Origin of the sequence: Citrobacter sp. Cy070 (genome assembly GCF_030332245.1) — a bacterium.
GTDB lineage: Bacteria > Pseudomonadota > Gammaproteobacteria > Enterobacterales > Enterobacteriaceae > Citrobacter > Citrobacter youngae.
This window is the reverse complement of record NZ_JAOWIG010000072.1, coordinates 68,616-90,828: the sequence shown is the minus strand read 5'-3', so window position 1 is coordinate 90,828 and position 22,213 is coordinate 68,616. Positions and strand designations below refer to the sequence as shown.

At 48.3% G+C, this 22,213-nt stretch carries 23 protein-coding genes and 2 pseudogenes; 15 read left to right on the top strand and 10 right to left on the bottom strand.

The window, feature by feature from the left end; genetic code table 11:
• Positions 1-894 precede the first annotated feature (894 nt).
• Positions 895-1,006, bottom strand: a pseudogene (locus OGY19_RS13595) (SOS response-associated peptidase); the annotation flags it as partial.
• Positions 1,007-1,291: 285 nt separating this feature from the next.
• Here OGY19_RS13595 and OGY19_RS13590 point away from each other — a divergent pair.
• Positions 1,292-1,873 (top strand): YrbL family protein, encoded by a 582-nt coding sequence (locus OGY19_RS13590; protein WP_048211528.1) that lies wholly within the window; start codon positions 1,292-1,294, stop codon positions 1,871-1,873.
• Between the two features lie 130 nt (positions 1,874-2,003).
• Here OGY19_RS13590 and OGY19_RS13585 read toward each other — a convergent pair whose 3' ends face one another.
• Entirely contained in the window at positions 2,004-2,567 is a 564-nt protein-coding gene (locus OGY19_RS13585; RefSeq protein WP_115601988.1) for a MarR family winged helix-turn-helix transcriptional regulator, read from the bottom strand.
• A gap of 115 nt (positions 2,568-2,682) precedes the next feature.
• On the opposite strand from OGY19_RS13585, the gene OGY19_RS13580 reads away from it, so the two are divergent.
• Both OGY19_RS13580 and OGY19_RS13575 read left to right on the top strand, forming a co-directional pair.
• Complete coding sequence (locus OGY19_RS13580) at positions 2,683-2,913, top strand: glutaredoxin domain-containing protein (protein WP_048211530.1); 231 nt, start codon at positions 2,683-2,685, stop codon at positions 2,911-2,913.
• Between the two features lie 68 nt (positions 2,914-2,981).
• Positions 2,982-3,251: a Rho-binding antiterminator gene (locus OGY19_RS13575; RefSeq protein ID WP_040231149.1), complete on the top strand. Its 270-nt coding sequence runs from the start codon at positions 2,982-2,984 to the stop codon at positions 3,249-3,251.
• Positions 3,252-3,279: 28 nt separating this feature from the next.
• Here the strand turns inward: OGY19_RS13575 and OGY19_RS13570 are convergent, their stop codons facing one another.
• Positions 3,280-4,050: a DeoR/GlpR family DNA-binding transcription regulator gene (locus OGY19_RS13570; RefSeq protein WP_115601989.1), complete on the bottom strand. Its 771-nt coding sequence runs from the start codon at positions 4,048-4,050 to the stop codon at positions 3,280-3,282.
• Positions 4,051-4,168: 118 nt separating this feature from the next.
• On the opposite strand from OGY19_RS13570, the gene OGY19_RS13565 reads away from it, so the two are divergent.
• The 4 genes and pseudogenes from OGY19_RS13565 to OGY19_RS13550 form a co-directional block, all read left to right on the top strand.
• Entirely contained in the window at positions 4,169-4,552 is a 384-nt protein-coding gene (locus tag OGY19_RS13565) for a VOC family protein (protein ID WP_048211533.1), read from the top strand.
• Between the two features lie 375 nt (positions 4,553-4,927).
• Complete coding sequence (locus OGY19_RS13560; protein ID WP_048211534.1) at positions 4,928-5,554, top strand: carboxymuconolactone decarboxylase family protein; 627 nt, start codon at positions 4,928-4,930, stop codon at positions 5,552-5,554.
• A gap of 36 nt (positions 5,555-5,590) precedes the next feature.
• Positions 5,591-5,998 (top strand): cupin domain-containing protein, encoded by a 408-nt coding sequence (locus tag OGY19_RS13555; protein WP_048211535.1) that lies wholly within the window; start codon positions 5,591-5,593, stop codon positions 5,996-5,998.
• Positions 5,999-6,107: 109 nt separating this feature from the next.
• Positions 6,108-6,391: pseudogene (locus OGY19_RS13550) on the top strand (zinc-binding dehydrogenase); the annotation flags it as partial.
• A 22-nt stretch (positions 6,392-6,413) separates the two neighbouring features.
• Here the strand turns inward: OGY19_RS13550 and OGY19_RS13545 are convergent.
• Entirely contained in the window at positions 6,414-7,445 is a 1,032-nt protein-coding gene (locus tag OGY19_RS13545) for a mechanosensitive ion channel family protein (RefSeq protein ID WP_048211537.1), read from the bottom strand.
• Between the two features lie 245 nt (positions 7,446-7,690).
• Between OGY19_RS13545 and OGY19_RS13540 the strand changes: the two genes are divergently transcribed.
• The gene (locus OGY19_RS13540; RefSeq protein WP_048211538.1) at positions 7,691-7,951 is read left to right on the top strand and encodes a DUF2534 family protein; all 261 of its coding nucleotides are present in this window, start codon (positions 7,691-7,693) and stop codon (positions 7,949-7,951) included.
• 48 nt (positions 7,952-7,999) lie between these two features.
• Here the strand turns inward: OGY19_RS13540 and uspE are convergent, their stop codons facing one another.
• Positions 8,000-8,950 (bottom strand): universal stress protein UspE, encoded by a 951-nt coding sequence (gene uspE / locus OGY19_RS13535; RefSeq protein ID WP_005126626.1) that lies wholly within the window; start codon positions 8,948-8,950, stop codon positions 8,000-8,002.
• Positions 8,951-9,124: 174 nt separating this feature from the next.
• The gene (locus tag OGY19_RS13530) at positions 9,125-10,498 is read right to left on the bottom strand and encodes an aminotransferase-like domain-containing protein (protein WP_115601991.1); all 1,374 of its coding nucleotides are present in this window, start codon (positions 10,496-10,498) and stop codon (positions 9,125-9,127) included.
• A 102-nt stretch (positions 10,499-10,600) separates the two neighbouring features.
• On the opposite strand from OGY19_RS13530, the gene OGY19_RS13525 reads away from it, so the two are divergent.
• Both OGY19_RS13525 and OGY19_RS13520 read left to right on the top strand, forming a co-directional pair.
• A complete protein-coding gene (locus OGY19_RS13525) occupies positions 10,601-11,362 on the top strand; it encodes an AzlC family ABC transporter permease (RefSeq protein ID WP_172742926.1) in 762 nt (253 codons plus the stop codon).
• The gene (locus tag OGY19_RS13520) at positions 11,362-11,661 is read left to right on the top strand and encodes an AzlD family protein (RefSeq protein ID WP_061067985.1); all 300 of its coding nucleotides are present in this window, start codon (positions 11,362-11,364) and stop codon (positions 11,659-11,661) included. Before OGY19_RS13525 ends, OGY19_RS13520 begins: the two co-directional genes overlap by 1 nt.
• Before the next feature lie 261 nt (positions 11,662-11,922).
• Here OGY19_RS13520 and fnr read toward each other — a convergent pair whose 3' ends face one another.
• On the bottom strand, positions 11,923-12,675 hold the full coding sequence (fnr, locus tag OGY19_RS13515; RefSeq protein WP_003020397.1) for a fumarate/nitrate reduction transcriptional regulator Fnr: 753 nt from the start codon (positions 12,673-12,675) through the stop codon (positions 11,923-11,925).
• A 194-nt stretch (positions 12,676-12,869) separates the two neighbouring features.
• A complete protein-coding gene (gene ogt / locus OGY19_RS13510; protein WP_048211542.1) occupies positions 12,870-13,385 on the bottom strand; it encodes a methylated-DNA--[protein]-cysteine S-methyltransferase in 516 nt (171 codons plus the stop codon).
• A 197-nt stretch (positions 13,386-13,582) separates the two neighbouring features.
• Here ogt and smrA point away from each other — a divergent pair, with 197 nt between their 5' ends.
• A complete protein-coding gene (gene smrA, locus OGY19_RS13505) occupies positions 13,583-14,146 on the top strand; it encodes a DNA endonuclease SmrA (protein ID WP_048211543.1) in 564 nt (187 codons plus the stop codon).
• A gap of 12 nt (positions 14,147-14,158) precedes the next feature.
• Here smrA and OGY19_RS13500 read toward each other — a convergent pair whose 3' ends face one another.
• Both OGY19_RS13500 and OGY19_RS13495 read right to left on the bottom strand, forming a co-directional pair.
• Positions 14,159-15,391, bottom strand: a complete 1,233-nt coding sequence (locus OGY19_RS13500; protein WP_286596628.1) for a GGDEF domain-containing protein — start codon at positions 15,389-15,391, stop codon at positions 14,159-14,161.
• A 67-nt stretch (positions 15,392-15,458) separates the two neighbouring features.
• A complete protein-coding gene (locus OGY19_RS13495; RefSeq protein ID WP_115601993.1) occupies positions 15,459-17,573 on the bottom strand; it encodes a putative bifunctional diguanylate cyclase/phosphodiesterase in 2,115 nt (704 codons plus the stop codon).
• A 411-nt stretch (positions 17,574-17,984) separates the two neighbouring features.
• Here OGY19_RS13495 and OGY19_RS13490 point away from each other — a divergent pair, with 411 nt between their 5' ends.
• From OGY19_RS13490 to dbpA, 4 genes are all read left to right on the top strand, one after another.
• Complete coding sequence (locus OGY19_RS13490; RefSeq protein WP_233609601.1) at positions 17,985-19,151, top strand: methyl-accepting chemotaxis protein; 1,167 nt, start codon at positions 17,985-17,987, stop codon at positions 19,149-19,151.
• Positions 19,152-19,308: 157 nt separating this feature from the next.
• Positions 19,309-20,292 (top strand): zinc transporter ZntB, encoded by a 984-nt coding sequence (gene zntB / locus OGY19_RS13485; RefSeq protein WP_061067982.1) that lies wholly within the window; start codon positions 19,309-19,311, stop codon positions 20,290-20,292.
• Between the two features lie 276 nt (positions 20,293-20,568).
• Positions 20,569-20,751 (top strand): proline-rich small protein YnaL, encoded by a 183-nt coding sequence (gene ynaL / locus OGY19_RS24580; RefSeq protein WP_071887346.1) that lies wholly within the window; start codon positions 20,569-20,571, stop codon positions 20,749-20,751.
• 28 nt (positions 20,752-20,779) lie between these two features.
• Complete coding sequence (gene dbpA / locus OGY19_RS13480) at positions 20,780-22,153, top strand: ATP-dependent RNA helicase DbpA (protein WP_115601994.1); 1,374 nt, start codon at positions 20,780-20,782, stop codon at positions 22,151-22,153.
• Positions 22,154-22,213: the final 60 nt, after the last annotated feature.

Below are 22,213 nucleotides of genomic sequence, written 5' to 3'. Positions count from 1 at the left end.
AGCTGATAGAAACAGAAGCCACTGGAGCACCTCAAAAACACCATCATACACTAAATCAGTAAGTTGGCAGCATCACCGGATTATGAATGTTTTTGATTACTATTTGTTACGCACTTTTCGCTTTGTGTCTTTTTGCAACATTTTATGTCTTGATGACGTACGAAAAACCGGGAAAATTGCACAACTGGGAAATTATAGTATTAATAATTATTTCTACATTCTGGCTTCCTGAGCTGATTATTCTGGTTTTCTCTTTTGCGCTTCTGGGACCAATGCTTTTGGGGATCAGGCATCTGCGCCGGCAGAGTGTTTCCGCCTGAATCATTGGTACCTTAACCTCGTACTGCACGAGGGGTTACGGCCAAATCTGGCCTGTGAACAGTGGGGATCGACCGGAAGATTGTTAGCGATGAATGTGACTCGCTACAGGGTTATTCTCATTATTGACGTCGAAATACCAACTCTGTACAAACGATTCCCGGCATCTGAACGATAAATTTGTGGCGTGCAGGAGTTTCAATTTTAATTGTCCGGGTGTCGTTTTCTGGCGCACAGCGGAGAGAACGCAGGTAGCGGTTATCTACGGTGTTGATGTTGCAACGATGTATAAAAATTACCTACAGGGTGAGCATAAACATCATAGTGAGTCATCTATATTTCTTGAACAGTGTTGAAGTATCGGCAGATACCGCCCCTCTGAATTGTTAATGATTTTGGGTTGATGTGAAAATAATGATTATTGTATTGCTGTGGATTTTTAATCAATTTGTTGGGAGTTAGTATGAAAGATATCCATAGTGATTTTCCCTTGCAGTGTTTAATCTGGTTATCTGACGCAACGTAGTTTGGCTCCCTAATTTTTACATTCTTGCCTGTACGTCTTACGCCCTGTCATATCAATTCTGTAACTGGCACGAAACCATCGTCTGCAATGTCCTCGGCTTCTTTCCCCTCCAACATCCGGCCTCATCCATTCGCGAGCGGCCTCTGGTGGCAGCACCATAGGTCACGGTGAATGAAGCTTAGTTGAATACCTTCCGCTGTTTACCTTCGTTAACAACATCAAAAAAACAAAGCTGGCGTGGATTTCTCCAACAGTATCTCCTGGCGTTCAACCTGCTGCACATCCACCGTTACTTTGCTTCAGTACGTCACTACAAAAGTTATTTATTGGATGAATACGCTATTTGTTTAACAACCATTGAAATAGACAGATACACAATATTTTTTGGCTGAGACAACTCTTCGTTGAGGCAACTCCATTTCACGTAGGGTAAAAATAAAAAATATTATGAAACAAATACTTATATTGAAAGATGAAGACTTGCTGGCACGAGGTAACGATCGCTACGTCTTCCAGCATCCACAGGATAGTAAACTGCTGGTCAAAATCGTGATTCCAGGCATTGCGAAATATAAAAGCAAGCTACGTGAGGTCTTTCGGGACATCAAAGAATGTAAGTTGAGTCACCAAACCGACGCATTTTATATGCAAAAAATTGAAGGACTTGTTGAAACAAATAAAGGAATAGGGCAACTCACGGTTAAGGAATGTGATGAGCATGGTCACATCGCGCAAACGCTTTATCAGCTTGCCCTGAACAAAGAACTTGATGCCAGCAAATTGCAGAAGTTGAATGTTTTTTTAGCGTGGTTTGTCAGTACCGGTGTCATTATTAACTCCCTGCATTGTAAAAACATCGTCTACGCCTGGGATGCCACGCGTCAGGAATATTGTTTCAAAGTCATTGATGGTTTTGGTGACAAAACGTTTTTTCAGCTCAGTAAGTTTTCAGCGGCAATACGCGATAAAAATAAAGTCAAATGTCTCAAGCGGATGCTACGGGATCTGAACCACCTGCAACATACGTAATCCGCAGAAATTGTTGACGATATGGCGTGGGAACGCGGCTACCGTAATATCGCCGTGTCAAATGTCTGTAGCGAGTGGTTATCCTGGAAAGCGGCAACCCGGCCACATGAAGACACTATAACAGAGAAGATCATACGTCCGGGGGCTGATGCTCCCGACAAATTAACATCGAATCATCCTCGCTCAACGGTTCTTTCGTTAAATTACAAAATCCCTGACCATTTACTTTTTGGTGGAACCGACAGCTCTGGCACAGACCAAATCCCGGCACATTACTGGTACGCTGAATGCCCCGCAGAAGTTCGAAGAGTAGCTCCTTGAGTAAACCCGCGCGTTCACCCATCGCAGATTCGCCCGTCATCAAAAATGAGGGGGGAAGCAGGGCATCCAGCAAATTTTTGGCCGACTCGGTGAGCTGCAGATGAACGCTACGCTTATCCCTGGCATCCTGAGTGCGTACCACCAGTCCTTTTGATTCCAACAACTTTAGCGATTGTGACACCGTTCCTTTGGTGAGACCGAGGTAGTCCGTCACGGCGAGAGGCGTATTGGAGTAGCGGTTACAGCGTGCGAGATACATCAACGCACTGAGCTGTACTGGCTGAAGATCCACCAGTAAAGGATGCTGGCGAAACCACATCCGCGTCAGACCAGACAGTCGGTCCAGTACGTCAAAAAGCGACATATCATGCATAACAAAATCCTCCTCGGCATATAGTATCGACTAAAAACTATATTGACAAAGCATAAAACTGGCGTAGCATAAATTATAGTATCGATTCGATACTATAATTTAAAGGAGAGGTATCATGACCAAAGCCCGTTTTTATCATGCTGGTTGCCCGGTTTGCGTTTCCGCAGAAGAAACACTGCTACAGTATCTGTCCCCGGATGTGGAAATCGAGGTTATTCATTTGGGAGAACAACCCGATCACGTTGCAGAGGCGGAGCGAATCGGAGTGAAGTCTGTTCCCGCTCTGGTAATCGACGGTAATGTGCTGCATATCAACTTTGGCGCACCTATCGAAGCGCTGAAATAGCGTCGCATGTTCGGGAAGTCGCGTGAGCTATTTCCCGAACCGGCGTGGACATAGGGAAGGGGGGATTTATGTGTGCGGCAGAAAAGTACCATCCTGTCGATTGCGATCTGCATGACTATCTGGAGATTGCCTGTCTCTATCACTATTTGCTGCGCATTGAACTGACTACCGGGGAACACTTTGATGCCAGGGCCGTGACGACATGCACCACAGCAGACAAAGAGGAATTCTTGCTTGTGGAGTGCCATGAACACCATCATAGAATTCGCCTGGACTATCTGTCAGCCATTACCCCATTGACGGCTGGCGCCACTTTTAGCACCGTGATATTCCGTTGAATTTACACGTAAAAATACTGCGCCACCGTTATACGGTGTAAATGCGGATGTCATGCGCCTGAAAAGCGGTGCCGTACTGTTTGCTGATGTTTTCCTCCACGACAATGACATCAATGTTACTGCTGGCGGTGACAACATAACGTGCGACGGCAGGGATCTTATCCGCCGTCAGTGCGACGATAGTTTCGTTACACTGCTTAATTACCGCTTTTTTAAAATCACAATCGGCGTAATCAAACCCGGTTAATCCGGACTCCGGTGCCATCGCACAACCACCAATAAAACCTTGATCAAATAAAATATCCTGTACCTGGGCAATGGCTGTCGGACCTACGCACCCACCGGACGATCGCTGCACTGGCCCACCTAACATGATGACCTCGAATAGCGGTTTTTTCAGCAGTACTGCGGCAATATCAGGTGAATTTGTCACGACGGTTAATGCAAGCTCAGCGGGAAGGGCTTCAGCCATTGCCAGGTTGGTTGTTCCTGTGTCGATAAAAATACAGCTTCCGGATTTCACTAGCCGGGCACATCTTTGCGCGATGCTGCTCTTTTTCGCGGTATTAATATTCTTGCGTACTGTGATGTCAGCTGACTCTGGTAGTGAAATGACAGCCCCGCCATAGACTTTCTTGCAAACACCTTCTTTACACAACTCTTGTAAATCGCGGCGGATCGTATGTTCTGACACCCCCAAACGGACGGCCAGTTCAGTACAGATCACTCTGCCGTTTTCCTGCAGGATCTGATAGATAAGCGCCTGGCGTTGATCCGGGAATGCAGCGTAATCGAGCATGAGAACTCCATAAAAATAAACATCGAGCAATAACGTGCATAATCCTGCATTATAATGCAGGATGTCAATATCCCTTAACGGGGGCGTACCGTTCAGAGTAAACGATAAGAGGATCGCGATGAAAATTGCACACATGGCTTTATGGACCCGGGATCTTGAACGACAAGCCCGGTTCTGGGTGTCGTTTTTTGATGGTGTGATAAACGAAAAATACTGCAGCAAAACCAATCCCGGGTTTGAATCTTATTTCGTCAACATTGGTGAGGACATTGCGATTGAGTTAATGACCAAACCGGGACTGACCCACCCTGTACCTGACAATAACACTTCAGGATGGGTGCATCTGGCTCTCTCTGTTGGTGGCGCGGGGCATGTTGATGCTCTGGCTATACGCGCAAAAGAACAGGGCATCCTGGTCTCCGGACCACGAACCACCGGTGACGGGTATTACGAGGCCGTCATTCAGGACCCCGACGGTAATTTAATCGAGATTGTAGCGTAATACGTAGATCAGGCCGGATGACAAAATTGCCCGCGCAGGATCTGTAGTTCAGTAATACCTCGGGTTATTTGTTGGGTGGCCAGACCGAGTGTTGCGGCAGCCTCTCTGAACTTCAGCGTTTCGGCTGCCGTAAAAAATATCTTTCATGTGTCGAGTTTATCCAGCATATGAGTCGCTGGCCCGTGAAATTGGATGCACCGCAAGTGGATGTGACGGACAGCGCTGTACTGCCACATTGTGGATAGCGCTATTCATGACTTGTCTTCATAGGTTTGTCCTTATTTAACCCTCTAATCGTCGATACGCTGAGCCTCTATAATTTTTGCGTTTTCAGCATTCGGCGGCAGAGGCTGTCGCCTCCCCGGAGAATCGAACATGTCAAATCATTTGAATGCCAGACAACTGGCAGTTGTCCCCATTGCAGCATTCACTGCCACAGGACAGCCAGATAAGCTGGAGGCAGCGCTTAATGCAGGGTTAGATGCAGGACTAACGCTGAATGAAGTGAAAGAGGTTTTACAGCAGCTTTACGCGTACTGTGGTTTTCCCCGTAGCCTGAATGGCCTGTCGTGCCTGATGTCGGTAGTGAAAGTCCGCAAAGAAAAAGGGATTGTGGATCCAGAAGGGAAATCCACTACGCCGCAACCTGTTGACTGGAACAGCCTGCTGGCGGGGAGCCAAACGCAAACCCAACTGGTTGGACAGCCGGTTAGCGGTCCGCTGTTTGATTTTGCCCCTGCCATTGATACCTGGCTTAAAGCACATCTGTTTGGCGATATTTTTCAGCGCGATGTACTGGACTGGCCGACTCGTGAACTGGCAACCGTCTCTGCGTTAGCCGTACTGGGCGGCGTGAACAGCCAACTGAAAAGTCACTTCGCGATCAGCCTGAATGTTGGGTTCCGCCCTGAGCAACTTATCGCGTTTACTGCGCTACTTAAGCAGCACTGTGGTGCTGAGATTGCGGAAAATGCCCGTGCAGTTCTTGATGAATGTATTTAAGGAATTCCGTTAGCTAATACCCCAGCAGGAGTCATGATGAACGAACAATTTGATGGCAACAGCGTCTTTCCCCGGGGAGAGAAAAATGAAGCCTATGCGAAGTACTTCACCGGGACCAGCTATCTGACCATGCTTTCAATGGAAGGAGTGGTGATTGGTAACGTTGCATTTGAACCTGGCTGCCGTAATTTTTGGCACATTCATCATCAGGGCGGTCAAATTCTGCTGGTGACTGGCGGCAGAGGCTGGTACCAGGCGTGGAATCAACCTGCGCGAGAACTGAAAACGGGTGATGTGGTTCATATTCCGGCGGGAATGAAACACTGGCACGGAGCTGCACGTGATAGCTGGTTTGCCCATATTGCGGTAGAAATCCCGGTAGCAGGCGCATCGAATGAATGGCTGGAGCCGGTCGCTGACGCCGAGTACAACCTGTTGCCCTGAGCTATGCTGGTTGAGGTGCACTTTATCTCTGAGGAGATCGAAATAGCCATGAACGTGAAGGGTTATGCCGCGCTGGCGGTGAAAGAAGATCTGGTCCCGCACAGTTTTGTTCGTCGTGAAGGTGCCGGAAGGAATCGACTTACGTGGTGCTGCACCGTTGTTGTGTGCCGGTATCACCACATGGTCGCCGTTGCGTCACTGGCAGGTTGGGCAGGGGAGTAAAGTCGCTGTTGTTGGGTTGGGTGGCTTGGGACACATGGCGATCAAGATTGCTAAAGCATTGGGGGCTGATGTTACGTTATTCACGCGGTCGCCAGGCAAAGAAGCTGATGCCAGACGCCCGGGGGCAGTGATGTTGTGCTTTCAGCAGACAGCGAACAGATGAAAGACGCGGGTATCCGCGTCTTGATTTTGGTTAGTGGGCAGAAGGTTGTGCCTCGGCGTTATCCATATACAACGTCTGACTGGGGAACGCAAAGTCAGCACCGTTTTCCTGAACTATTGTAATAATTTTCAAGTACACATCTTGTTGTACAGCAAGCCACTCCTGCCACACGGTGGTTTTCGTGAAGCAATACACCATGATATTCAGCGATGAATCGGCAAATTCATTAAAATAGACCAGCAGGGTTTGTTTTTGATCTATTCCGGGATGATTTTGCAACATTTTTCTGACCGACTCGACAACTGCGCCAATTTTATCAGCATCTTCATAACGTAACCCGATCACCGTTTTGATTCGTCGATTACTCATCCGCCCCGGGTTTTCTACACTGATGGAAGAGAAAATTGAGTTCGGCACGTATAACGGACGGTGGTCGAAGGTGTTTATTTTGGTCATTCTCCAGCCGATTTCCGTTACCGTACCTTCGATATTTCGGTCCGGAGAGCGGATCCAGTCACCGATGCTAAACGGCCTGTCGAAGTAGAGCATAATGCCAGAGAAAAAATTGCTCAGGATATCTTTACCTGCCATACCGACAGCGATACCGCCGATGCCGCCGAACGTTAACAGCCCTGACAGGCTCATGCCAAAATGCTCACCGTACAGCAAGATGATGGCGACGACGATTGTAATCTTAATGATGCGTGACATGATCCTCGCACTGGTGATATCTCTGCCCTTACTAATCTGCGTTTTTTCAAACTGGTTGATGACCAGAAAGAGTTTTATCGTCAGGATCAACGCAATCAACGAGGTACAGATAAAGTCGACCACGCTTGGGGAGATAAATTTCAGCTTATAACTATCGATGACGTTATTCGCAATAGTGCCAAACGTACCAATGATAATGGCATAAACAAAAAACTGTGCTGCGTGGAATATGAATCCTTTGCAGTGTTTTTCACTACGATGAAACCACACGCTCATCAGGACTAACGCTGCACAGCTGCTGAGAATTACCGTTAAATTAAACGCATTATTTATAAACAGTTCAGCGATCATGATTCTCCCAGGTCACTCCGTGTTAGCTAAATATCATCTGACATCCTTCATCAGCGGATATTTTACCTAGTTCAGGCTGTCAGATCATTCATCAAAAGGAGAGCGAAATAATACAATCAGCGTTATTTTCAGGCGAATAGTACGCATGTCAAGTTTGAGTGTGGCGTATGTAGCAGACAGTGAGTTGATGTCATGGTATTGTTGCTGCAAAGTAACACGGTATTCATCTGCATAAGGACGATATTATGATCATGGCTAAGCTGAAGACAGCGAAGGGACGGAAGTTTCTGTTATGTCTGCTTGGGGTATTTATTATTGCGGCATCGGTTGTGACGCGCGCGACGATTGGTGGTGTCATTGAACAGTATGACATTCCGCTTTCCGACTGGACAGCTTCGATGTATGCCATTCAATCCGCAATGATTTGCGTCTACAGTATGGTTTTTACTATTTTGCTGGCTATTCCGCTCGGTATCTATTTCCTCGGAGGCGAGGAGAAGCACTAAGAACATGTCATGCCGGATGGCATCGCCATCCGGCATTTTGCTACAGGGTTAATCGTCTTCTTCGTCGTCCAGTTCAACCGGGGTCTGGTACTGATCCGGTTTGATAACCAGCAGGTCGCAACGCAGATGGTCGATAACCTGTTCTGCGGTATTCCCCAAAAACGCAGCTGATATGCCGGTGCGCCCAACGGTGCCGAGTACCACGATACCCGCCTGTAAATGCTCAGCTAAATCCGGGATGACCTCTTCAGGCAATCCTTTTTCAACGTGTGTAACTTTTTCATCAATACTGAATTTCTGGCGTAATGCCTTCATGGCCAGCAGATGTTGTCCACGGATGGCGTCGTTGTACACGCTGGGATCAAATTCAGGTAGCTCAATCGCAATGTTGATAGGCGTTACAGGATAGGCGCCCACCAGGTGTACTTCGGTATGGTTAACCTGTTCTGCGAGCTGCAACGTTTCTTTGACCAGTTTTTCGTTGAGTGCATTGTGATATGCCTCTTCACTGGCGAGGTTCACCGCTACCAGCGCTTTACCACCTTCCGGCCACGGCTGATCTTTGACCATCCATACCGGGCTTGGACATTTACGCAACAAATGCCAGTCAGTTGGTGTGAAAATTACGGCTTCAAGGCGATCGTGTTGGTGTGCCATTTTGAGCACCAGGTCATGCTTAGCGCTGATCACTTCCTGGATGATGGCTTCAAAGGGACGGTTGTGCCAGACCACTTTAATATCAAGCGGGATCCCTGCTTCGATATAGTATTTCGCTTGTTCACGTATCCATGCAGTTCGCTGGCTGATGACCCCCTGACGCATTGCCGTACGCTCGTCCGGCGACAGCAGGGTGGTCATCTCGTAGGAAAAGTCATAGATCGGCAAAAAGGCTTTAATTTTGCCACCAATCCGTTGATGCAAATAAACAGCTCGCCGTAATGCTGGTTGATCGTCCTGGTTTGGATCGATGACTACCAGCATGTTTTGATACATAGCCATACAGGGTCTCCTTACAACTGTCACCGCAGTTTGTATTTAAAAGAGTAACCCAATAATGTGGATTGAAACAGGGGAGAACCTCTTGCCAGATCAATAAACTGGGGAAATCTCCAGCTTTTCCCCACATCCCGCTCAATTTAAACCATTTTCCGTTGTTTCTATTGTGCTTGCGCGCTACACGGAAAAAGTTTGGACGCGTGGACGTTTCAACTGCCCGGCAATCTCTTTAAGAGTTAAGAGTGCCCGGTGAAGTTGTTCGATCTCCGGCCCACCAATGCACAGTCGGATACCTGACTGCTCGGATAACGGGTTGACCTCTGTTGATACGGGTGAGGTAACTTTGATCCCTGCCGCTAAGGCTGCTTCGTAGAACGGCTGTACGCTTTCGCGAGCCAGTGGCAACCAGAGGTGAAAGCTGGGATGCCCGGAGCGATAAAGATGCTCACCTAAAATAGAAAAGGCTAATTCATAGCGGCGAACTGTTTCGTGTTCTATCGCAGAGGTTACGGTTTCCGCAGTACCATCAAGTAACCATTGCTCCATGATCGCGCAACTTATCGGGGAAACCATCATTGCCGTTGCTCTGAGCATCGATTCAGCTCGGGAATATAGCTGTTCAGGCAGCAGAAGTCCGCCGATGCGTAACGTGGGGTTCAGTATTTTAGATAAGCTATTTACATACAAAGTGATATCCGGTGCTAATCGGGCAATTTGTGGGAGTTCAATATTACGGGTGAGTCGATAGACATCATCTTCGATAATAAATAATGCGTTTGCACGGCAAACGCGTATCAGGTCTTTTCGCCGGGCAAGACTCATTATGCGCGTCGAAGGGCTTTGTAGCAGGGGAGTGACATATACCGCACTGCGTTTGTCATCGCTGGCATCCAGCATTTTCTCCAATACTGAAACATCCATCCCTTCGTCATCCATCGGGATGCCAACCAGTCTCAGTTTTAACAGCCGTGAAAGTTGGATCAGTCCGGAATACGTTTGCGCCTCCACATAAAGTGTCCCAAAAGGTTCGCATACCGTTGATAACGCCACTGAAAGCGCATGTTGCGCTCCGCTGGTAATAATGAGTTGGCGATAATCAGCGGGCATTCCCAGCCTGTTGAACCAGCGAGCCATCAGGCGACGGTGTTCGTCATGGCCGGCTGCCGGCGCGTAAGTGTTGAACATGTCCATATCCGGACGGCGAGCGATTGCCGAAAGTGTCGCGCTGAGTGAACGCGAGCTTAGCGCAGCCGGGGGGGTATTTTGCGACAAATCGATGACGGTCTGACCACGCGAATTTGCTAGTGCTACAAACATCCCGCTTCCTTTCACACTTCTGACAAGTCCACGTTTCTCAAGGATCCCATAGGCTTTCGTTACGGTGCCAAGCCCGATACCCAATGTGTCCGCTAAATTACGGTGGGCTGGTAAGCGGGCGCCATGCTGAAGCGATCCTGAGAGGATATCTTCGGCCAGGGCCTCAACTAATTGTTCTGTTGGAGATGTCGCATTGCTGGACAGTCTTGGCTGCCAGGGAGAACGCTCACGCATCGGATCACCATAAGTGTAATGTGACACTATTTATATTTACTAATAGTGTCACACATTCTATTCTGACGCCAGTATCAAAATGGGTCAGAACAGGCATCGGGTATGAGTGTGAAAAGTATGAGTGAAAGTATAGATGGCGCAGGATCTGCAGATGATCCGACAGCTATTGATAGTATTAGAAAAGACGTTGTCCGTGGGTTGAAAGACGGTTTTCCCGTTTTACTTGGCGTGATTCCTTTTGCTCTGGTTTTGGGGGCCCAGGCCAGCCATAAAGGACTCAATGGTTTAGCTGTTCCGCTAATGACGGGATTAAATTTCGCTGGTGGATCTGAATTTGCAGCAATACAAATCTGGACTTCACCTCCCCATATTTTTCTTATTATGGCAGTTACATTCCTGGTTAATAGCAGACATATTCTGATGGGGGCAACTCTTGTTCCGCTGTTGATGCGTTTTTCTAAGCGTAAAGTTTTACCTGCACTTTTTTTTATGACTGATGAAAGTTGGGCGTTAAGTTATAGTGATGCATATAAAAGAAGCATTAATAATGTTCCTCATTTTAGTATGCCTTATTATTTAGCCGCTTCTTTTTCTTTTTATATTATGTGGGTAGGTTGTACCACGTTAGGCGCGTTAATCGGCCCTGTGCTTGGCGATGTTCATCACTACGGTTTTGATATGGCTTTTCCCGCTGTATTCCTTGTGCTTGTCAGGGGCATGTGGAGCGGTTTTCGCAAAGCGATACCGTGGTTTGCCAGCCTGATTGTTGCGGTTGCGGTTTATCATTATGTCCCCGGTGTTTGGTATGTCATGGCAGGTCCGTTGGTGGGATTAGTGGTTGCATGGTTGCAGGGGGATAAATAATGCCAGACCAGCAAACGCTGTTCGCCATCCTCCTGATGGCTCTGACCACCTATGCGACACGTATTGCGTCGTACATGATATTGCGCAACCGGGTGTTATCCCCCAGATCGATGGCCGTTCTTAAATCATCGCCAGGATGCGTCATGCTGGCATTTATCGCACCTTATTTTGCGTCCGGAAACCCTGCCGATCTTATCGCATTAGGTTTAACACTGATCGCCGCATTACGTTTTCCTATGCCTGTCACCGTTGCTATTGGTGTGCTGACCGCTGCTATCCTGCGTCATTATCTCGGCTGAGAATATTGGATTATTTACAGAAGTAAATGTCTGACCATGGAATAGTTTGGTTATTAAATTGAATCACCTCAGAGGCTTTTTATGCTACCAGGCAGGAAAGAGTTTTTAACCGTAGTTATTGTGACAGCATTAATGATGGGAATATTTATATTGAGTACACTTATAGTGTTTATATTTTAATTAAATCAGAGCAGAAGAGCCTTCTGCCAAACCATTAAATTGGGGTAATTTAGCAATTTGACAGAAGGTTAACTGAGAAGGTTACGCAACGTTACGCGTGTGGCCAGCAAGGACGGCCAGCGCATCGCTATTCTCAATAGTGATATATTTACCTTTCACCGCCAGCATACCGCTTTTCTGGAAGCGACCCAGCAGGCGGCTAATGGTTTCAACCGTCAGGCCGAGGTAATTACCGATATCGCCACGGGTCATTGTCAGACGGAATTCGCGCGGAGAGAAGCCTCGCTGGGCAAAACGGCGGGACAGATTGTAGATAAAGGCCGCCAGGCGCTCTTCAGCATTCTTCTTCGACAACAGCAGGATCATGTCCTGGTCGCCTTTGATTTCGCCACTCATCAGACGCATCATCTGTTGACGCAGGTTCGGCATTTTACCGGACAGGTCATCCAGGGTTTCGAAAGGAATTTCGCATACCATTGACGTTTCCAGCGCCTGGGCAAAGCTTGGGTGGTGACCGCTGCCAATCGCGTCAAAACCAACCAGGTCGCCCGCTAAGTGGAAACCGGTGATTTGCTCATCGCCTTGTTCGGTAATGGTATAGCTTTTTATCGTTCCGGAACGGATAGCATAGAGTGACTTAAGCTCGTCACCTGCTTTAAAGAGCGTCTGCCCCTTTTGGATAGGCTTTTTGCGCTCGATAATGTTATCGAGCTGGTCAAGCTCATGCTCGTTAAGTGTGAACGGGATGCAAAGCTGGCTGATGCTGCAATCCTGGCAATGGATAGCACAACCGCCAGACTGAATGCGCCGTATAATTCGCTTTTCCGGGATCATAGGTCTGCTCAAGCCGTAATTGATATTTGTCAATTTTAACATCTTTTTGGTGAGCACGTAAGCCTGAGCTACTCCCAATAGAGAATAATTCAGGCATAAGCGAGTTGAATGTTTGTATCTATCTGATTAACCGCACTTTATTTGGGGATGCATTGTGTGGAAGTGTGATGAATAAGGCATTAATTGCCTGGATTCTAGAGTAGCAGATAGCCTTCATGGCGCAATAACCACTCTTTTCGCTGCACGCCACCCGCATAGCCAGTCATTGTGCCATTCCGTCCAATCACGCGGTGGCACGGGACGACGATGCTGACAGGATTGGAACCATTAGCCGCACCAACGGCTCTGGCGGCACCGGGGCGCCCCAGTTGTTCAGCCAGTTGTCCATAATGCATGACCTGCCCGCAGGGGATAGAACGTAACGCTTTCCAGACCTCGCGTTGGAAAGGGGTTCCCGCTGTTGCGGTTTCAAGCGTATCTATAATGCTGAGATTTCCCGCAAAATACTCTGCCAGCTTATCGCTTAGCCCTCCGGGGTTTTTGGCAGCAATACGCTGATAACCCTCGGAACGATAATGAATATCGAGTAATTGCTCCATACGATCGCGATGTTGATCCCATTCAACCGCACGCAGGCGAAATTGCTCATCACAAATTACCCACAACGGGCCTAGGGGTGTTGCAATGATGTCTTCAAGTAAGTTCAGCATCCGTTTTTCTCATTACAGGCGGGGTTACACATTATCATGTCAGTGATAGTCGTTTCTATACCCCCAAAAACGGATCTTAACTTGTGGAGGTAAAGGAATGTCGAACGGTGCGTTATTGGAAATAACCGTAAACCGTTGTCGGTATAATAGTGCGCGGTTATGATAATGACCGTCGTAAAATCGCTGGAGGATGAAACATGAACCATGATGATGCATCGCTGTTTCTTGACGCCATGGGGGATGTTCAACCACTGAAGGGATGCGCCGATGTTCACTGGCAGCCAACGCGTAATCTTCGCGCTCCTGCACGTATTGATACGCTGCAGCTGGATAACTTTCTCTCGACAGGTTTTCTGGATATCGTCCCGCTGAGCGTTCCGCTGGAGTTTCGTCGTGAAGGGTTACAGCATGGCGTGACTGACAAGCTGCGCACCGGGAAATATCCGCAACAAGCAAGCCTTAATCTTGTGCGACAGCCCGTTGAAACCTGCCGCCAGATGCTATTTAGCTTTATTTTACAGGCGCAGCAGGATGGGTTGCGCAACGTCCTGGTGATTCACGGTAAGGGGCGTGATGATAACTCCCATGCCAACATCGTTCGTAGCTACGTCGCGCGTTGGTTAACGGAGTTTGATGATGTGCAGGCTTTCTGCACCGCACTGCCGCATCATGGCGGCAGCGGGGCATGTTATGTGGCGTTACGTAAAACGGCGCTGGCGAAACAGGAGAACTGGGAACGCCACGCTAAACGTAGTCGCTAGACTGGGTAGTCATCAGGCAGCCAGCACTCTGTTTCTGCCTTCATTTTTGGCTTTGTACAATGCGTCGTCCACGCGTTTAAATAACTCATCAATACTTTCATTGGCTTCGTGTCGCGCCACACCAATACTGACAGTAAAGCGGGGAAGGCCAGGGAGGCTCACCTTGGCTACCGTCGCGCGTATTACTTCAGCGAGATTAAGTGCTCCATCTAAAGACGTGCGTGGCAAAAGCAGTACAAACTCTTCTCCCCCCCAACGAAAAACCAGATCGTCTTTTCTTGCACAGGATTCCAGGGTGCGTGCCAACGCGCAAAGTACATCATCCCCTTTTAAATGCCCGAAAAGATCGTTGATGCTTTTAAACCGGTCGGTGTCGATTAGCAGCAAACTGTAATCCTGCGTTAACGATGTTGTGTGTGTCTGCGCTGGCTCAGTTATCTGATAAAAATGCCGCCGGTTGAGTAATCCGGTTAACGCGTCATGCAAGGCGGCGCGTTCCAGTTCCAGTTCCAGACGTTTTTGCTCGGTAATATCGTGAACAATGCACAGCATCAGCTTATTGCCGTAGATTTCGATAGGACCGGCATAGGTTTGTACGTGACGGGTGCTTCCATCGGCAAGTCTGTGGACAAAATGTAAGGGCTTATGGCCACCAGGAAGATGCGCAATTTTATGCATTATCGGCAATATATGGCGCCCCAGCATATTGATTTCCCAGGTATGCTTCTGACACATCACGTCATGATCATAGCTATAGAAATTCAGGGCACTGAGATTTGCATCCACAATCAATCCGTCGCGTGACGGATCAATAAGCAACATGGGTGCTGAGTTAGTCTGGAAAAAACGGGCATAGAATCCTTGTTTTTTCCGCTGATAGGTGGCAGAGCGGCTGGCTTTCAGGCCTTGCGCTGTCGGTGTTTCAATGCCTTCATAGAGGATAACATCACCTATATCCTGAAGCGTCCTGATGGACAAACGACAGGCCAGCGCGATTTCCTCGCTTTCGCGGTAAACCGTGAGGATCTCCACAATGTCATGATGATTTCGCAAATCACTAAGATACATAGGTAAATCATTTTGTGCGTGCGTGGAGAATGTGCCTTTTCTGAGAGGGGGGAAACACGGGGCCTGCATCAGTTCCCGTGCAACGGTATTGGCGAACACCAGTTCTTCGGTATGTGGCGAAACGATCCAGACCGGAATGGTTAATAAATCCAGTGAATGCAGCTCGTTTATGCTCATCGATAATCCCGTTATCTTCATATGCTGTGTTGCCGGTTTATTGGCGAATTTTTTTAATTATGCAATCTCACAATGTTATTGATTGTCGGTGAGACAAGGGTTGTACCGTTGGTTTTACTTTTGTGGCGTTTTCAGTTTGTATCAAGTCATAGATTTTATGTGCTGGCAGCGGTTTCGCATACAGGAAGCCTTGCAGCACACCGCAGCCCATCTGGGTTAACAGCGTTTCCTGCTCCTGGGTCTCTATACCCTCTGCCACAACGCGCATATTCATAGAGTGCGCTATGTCTATAATAGTAGACACGATTTTTGTATTTTTGCTGTTCTCACTAATATCTTTGACAAATATTCTGTCGATTTTTAATTCTCGTGCCGGAAGTGATTTCAGCATCAATATATTTGAATAACCGGTGCCAAAATCATCAATAGAAACGGTGATCCCCAAATCGGCAAACGCGTTCAGGACTTCTACGCTGCGTTTTAAATTTTTAAGTGCCGTACTTTCAGTCAGTTCCAGCGTGAGATGTGCTGGTGAAAGCTGATATTGTGCCAGGGCGTTGCAGACTATATCGACAATATCAGGTTGTTCAAACTGGGCTGGTGACAGATTAACGGCAAGGGTCCACTCCGTGTGGCCTTGTGACTCCCATTGATATAACTGACTGCATGCCTGCTGGAGAACCCAGGTGCCGACAGGAATAATCAGGCCTGTTTCTTCAAGTGCGGGCAGGAATTCAGCTGGCAGCAGAATGCCGCGTTCAGGATGATGCCAGCGTAACAACGCCTCAAAACCCGTCAGAGAGCGATCCCCAGCGGTGTATTTAGGCTGATACCATAATTCAAATTGATTCCGCTCAAGCGCTTGCGACAGTTCCTGCAAGAACGTTGGCGGCGTATCGGCGATAGCCTCCATCTCTGGGGTATAAATCGCCCAGCCGTTTCTGCCAGCCTGTTTGACATGATACATCGCAGTATCGGCTTTAACTTTTAGCTCATGTAACGTTGAGCCGTGTTCGGGATAAAGACTGCTTCCCGCGCTTAACGAAACGCGAATGGTATGTCCAAACAGTGTAAAAGGTTCTTTGACGGCGCTGGCAATACGGGTCATCAGCACTGAAATTGCTTCCCGGTTGCTGTTTGGCACCAGCAGGATAAATTCATCACCACCCAGCCTCGCCAGCGTCATGGTGTCCTCAAGGCAGTTGTATATGCGTTGTGTGCTGGAGATAAGCAACTGATCGCCAATGTGATGGCCCCAGGTGTCGTTTACGATTTTGAATCGATCAAGGTCGATAAAGACCAGGGCGAAGTGTTGTTGATGCAGTTTGGAATGACGCAGGCAGGTCTGTAAGCAGACGTCTATTTGCGTTCGATTGGCAAGGCCGGTCAGCGCATCGAAGTGGACCTGGTGCTCAAGCTGGCAGTTCAGTTGATGCAGATTATCGGCCAGTCTTGAGGTGCGTAGCTGAGAATCCACCATCGAAATGACCAGCATAATACCCAGAATCACCAGCGTGACGGCGCAGACCCAGATAGAGAGTTCCAGCGTGCTCAGTCCGTCATGCGCAGTGTGACCGAAATGCGTGAAGGTGGCCGCCCCCATCCCGGTGTAATGCATTGAGGCGATCGCCAGCGCCATTACCAGAGCGGCAATAAGTCGGTTTATTAATGCGCGTCGGGTATTTTGCCGCAAATGAAAAGCTAACCACAGGCCGATCCCTGACGCGATAATGGCAATGACCACGGAAAGCAAAATGAGTGAGAACTGCCAGCGGATAGCAACATGTTCAACGATAGCGACCATGCCAACGTAGTGCATGGTCACAACACCGGTGCTTAATAGGCTTGTTGCAACAATAAGCCGCCTGGCCGAAAGCGTTTGACCTGATATCGCAATATTGATGGCAAGCGTCGCGGAAATGAGTGCGATCAAAAAAGAAAATGCCGTGAGTGAAAAGTGATAATTAATTGGCATACTCATTTTCATGGCCAGCATGCCAATAAAATGCATCGACCAGATCCCCATCCCCAGCGTTGCCCCGCCAGATAAACGCCAGAAAGTCGATTCCCGACGACTAGAGATCGCCACTTTCCCTGCGCTATCGAGGGCAATAAACGAAGCAATGAATGCGACAACAAAGGAAATCCCAATCAGTACAGGGTCCCATGACACGTGCAACATCTTACTACCCATCGATAAAAAACCGTGATGATAAATCTAGCAGATTCTGTCCAGTTAACCTGGTAAAACCAGGCGCGTTCTTAGTTTCCTGTCAGCAGTATTAGTCTGAGCCGCTATAACGGTGGAGTACGTGATGTTTGCTTATGAAAACATTCACCGAGTTTATGATTTGGCGTATTTTTGTTCGCATTGTGCACTGGGTGACAATAGTCTGGCAACTGGCGTGAACGCCAGCTTATGCGGGATAAATAACCAAACTAATGTAAACTGGTGGTGCGATAGTGTGCTTTAAGTGAAAAGGCGGCATGCTCTCTTTGAAAGTGGAACTTTCGGTATCGCGGAATGGCAATCTGCATTGCAGGTGCTATAAAAAATAATACTCCGCGTTATTCTTTGGCAGGCAGGATTAAAATGTTAAATAATATAAGCGTCAGGACGTTTATTACTTTATTTCTGGTATGTACCGTAGTGGCCCTCAATATCGTAGAGGTAATATTATCTGCAGGATTTAATGTCATTATTGGCACTGATGTGGTTTGTACTATTTCACTATTATATTTATGGTGGTATATGACAAAATATCTCGTCGTGCCGATTAATACGGTAAAAGAAAGTATTGAAGAGGTGACTGCAGGGAATCTGGCAATGAGTATTCCTGAGTTCGGTAATAATTGTGCTGGCAGACTTATTCCGGGAATTAACAGTCTGGCGAGTAATATTTCCACGTTAGTCAGTGAGATCAGATCCTCTTCGCGGACCGTGATGACGCTTTCTGAACAACTCGCGGAGCGTAGCGCTGAACTGTCAGTAAAAACGGAACAGCAGTCTGGCGCGTTAATGCAAACAGCTGCGAATATGGATGAGATAGCGGTTAGTACGCGCAATAATGCAGACAATACGCACATGGCGAGCGCCCAGGCAAATATTGCGACACAATCTGCTCGCCAGGGGGGCGATTTAATGGTGCAGGTCGCCACCAATATGCGCTCGATCACCGACTGCGCTCAGCAGATGACTGAAATTATCGCGTTAATAGATGGTATTGCATTCCAGACGAATATTCTGGCATTGAATGCGGCGGTTGAGGCGGCGAGGGCTGGTGAACATGGCAAAGGTTTTTCTGTCGTTGCAGGTGAAGTGAGAATATTGGCACATCGTAGCGCAGAAGCGGCAAAAAGTATTAAACGGCTTATCGATGAAACGCATCACAATGTCCAGCAGGGTGCGGCGGTTGTACGTGAAGCCGAAAAAAACATGCAGGATATTGTGGGTGGTGCAGGGCAATTAAATCAGCTGATGGCGGAGATATTAACAACCACACGGGAACAGGAAAACGGGATCACCAGAATTACCCAGGCTCTTGCCGAACTGGAAAACGTGACGCAAAGTAATGTCAGCATGGTCGATGAGTTATCTGATTCGTCCGGTATCCTGAAAAGTCAGGTGAATGATCTTCTGTCACGCACACATAAATTTCGCTTAAGTAAAAATATATCTGTCGAAACAACCACGATCTTGCATCGAGATTCTCCTGTCTCCGGACTACGTCAACGGGTTAAATGCAGTTCTTCATATTAAGATTCAACATCTGCTCGCCACAGCGCCGAACCCGTCGGCGCTTTTTATTTTCTTGAACACTTTTATGAATCATTTCAGCATAATGGGACAATGCGATATTGCTTAACATATACTGAAGACTAGACTAACGAAAAGTTTGAATGTTTATGGAGGCGCTGTGGAAGCCATTAAGGGAACCGAAGTTAATGTGCCGGATGCCGTGTTTGCCTGGCTGCTGGATGGTCGCGGTGGCGTGAAACCGCTGGAAGACAACGATGTTATCGACAGTGCGCATCCGTGCTGGCTGCATCTTAATTACACCCATTCTGATAGCGCGCAATGGCTGGCGACAACGCCTCTGCTTCCTAATAATGTGCGTGATGCACTGGCGGGAGAAAGTACTCGCCCGCGCGTAAGCCGGGTCGGGGAAGGGACGCTGATTACGTTACGCTGTATTAATGGCAGCACCGACGAACGCCCTGACCAGCTTGTCGCCATGCGCTTATATATGGATGAACGCCTGATTGTCTCAACACGTCAGCGTAAAGTGCTGGCACTGGATGATGTGGTAAGTGACTTGCAGGAAGGGACGGGACCGTCTGACTGTGGTAGCTGGCTTGTGGATGTTTGTGATGCCTTAACCGATCATGCCAGTGAGTTTATCGAACAATTGCATGACAAAATTATCGATCTGGAAGACAACCTGCTGGATCAGCAGATCCCGCCTCGCGGTTTTCTGGCATTGCTGCGCAAACAACTGATAGTCATGCGGCGCTATATGGCCCCTCAGCGCGATGTTTATGCGCGCCTGGCCAGTGAACGTTTACCGTGGATGACTGACGATCACCGACGTCGGATGCAGGATATCGCCGACAGATTGGGAAGAGGGTTGGATGAGATCGACGCATGCATCGCCCGGACCGGCATTATGGCGGATGAAATTGCTCAGGTTATGCAGGAATCTCTGGCGCGAAGAACCTATACCATGTCGTTGATGGCAATGGTTTTTCTGCCCAGCACATTTTTAACCGGACTGTTTGGCGTCAATCTCGGGGGGATTCCCGGTGGCGGCTGGCAGTTTGGTTTTTCGCTATTCTGTATTCTGTTAGTTGTCCTGATTGGTGGTGTTACTTTATGGTTGCATCGTAGTAAATGGTTGTAACAACTACGTTTTTCATCGACTTTCGTGAGTGAAAACGGCGAAGTTTTTGAGCGAGGTCAATAAACCATCTACCTATTCGGGGCAATATCTCTCTCGCAGGTGAATGCAACGTCAAGCGATGGGCGTTGCGCTCCATATTGTCTTACTTCCTTTTTTGAATTACTGCATAGCACAATTGATTCGTACGACGCCGACTTAGATTAGTCGGCTTTTTTTTTGCCTGCAGGAAACCAGCGTCTACCCTAAAAGGGTCAGTCTGACTCACTGGAGGGTAATATGACCTGCTTATTCGCCCCGTTGCAGTTGCAACGTCCCCATTCCGATACTGTTCCCACCGATCCGGTTCCGATTCCCGACTCCATACCTCGTCCGCAACCTATGCCGGACCCGTCACCGGATGAAGAGCCGATTAAATTGTCGCATCACGGGCGCAGATCTGCGAGGATACGCGCCTGCTGAATGTGAGTTTTTACCGCGAGATTAAATTGTGACCGCTTTTTCAACCCTGAATGTTTTGCCTGCCGCCCAACTCGAGAATCTTAATGAGCTGGGTTATCTTGAAATGACGCCTGTTCAGGCCGCTGCGTTGCCGGCAATCCTGGCAGGAAAAGATGTTCGTGTGCAGGCAAAAACCGGCAGTGGCAAAACGGCCGCGTTTGGTCTTGGCCTGTTACAACACATTGATGCTGCGCTGTTTCAGACTCAGTCGCTGGTGCTGTGCCCAACCCGCGAACTGGCTGACCAGGTCGCCGGTGAATTGCGTCGTTTGGCGCGTTTTCTGCCAAATACCAAAATTTTGACGCTGTGCGGTGGCCAGCCCTTTGGCGCACAGCGTGATTCTCTGCAACATGCCCCACATATTATTGTTGCCACGCCGGGACGTTTACTCGACCACCTGCAAAAAGGCACCGTCTCCCTTGATGCGTTGAATACGCTGGTGATGGATGAAGCCGACCGGATGCTGGATATGGGATTTAGTGATGCAATTGATGACGTAATCCGCTTTGCGCCAGCGTCACGTCAGACATTGCTGTTTTCCGCAACCTGGCCGGAAGCGATTGCCGCGATCAGTGGTCGCGTGCAGAACAATCCGTTAACGATTGAGATTGATACAGTCGATGCGTTGCCAGCGATTGAACAACAATTCTTTGAAATCTCCTCACACGGCAAAATTCCGCTGTTGCAAAAATTACTTAGCCAGCATCAGCCGGCATCATGTGTGGTTTTCTGTAACACCAAAAAAGATTGTCAGGCTGTTTGTGATGCACTGAACGCAGCCGGGCAAAGCGCATTATCGCTTCATGGCGATCTTGAGCAACGCGATCGGGACCAGACGCTCGTACGTTTTGCCAACGGCAGTGCTCGTGTTCTGGTTGCCACCGATGTGGCGGCGCGTGGCCTGGATATTAAATCGCTCGAGCTGGTGGTTAACTTTGAACTGGCATGGGATCCGGAAGTTCATGTACACCGTATTGGACGTACTGCCCGTGCGGGTAACAGTGGCCTGGCGATTAGCTTTTGTGCACCGGAAGAAGCGCAACGTGCCAATATTTTGTCCGAGATGCTGCAACTGAAGCTGAACTGGCTATCCGCACCGGGTAATGGTTCAATTCTGCCGCTGGAGGCTGAGATGGCGACACTGTGCATCGATGGCGGTAAAAAAGCTAAAATGCGGCCTGGTGATGTATTAGGGGCGTTGACCGGAGATATTGGGCTGGACGGGGCAGATATCGGCAAGATTGCCGTTCATCCGGCGCATGTCTACGTGGCCGTTCGCCAGGCTGTAGCACATAAAGCGTGGAAGCAACTGCAGAACGGTAAGATCAAAGGTAAGAACTGCCGGGTTCGTTTATTAAAATAAATGCCCGTAGGAATGCCTGATGGCGTTCCGCTTATCAGGCCTACTGGTACTGACGTAATA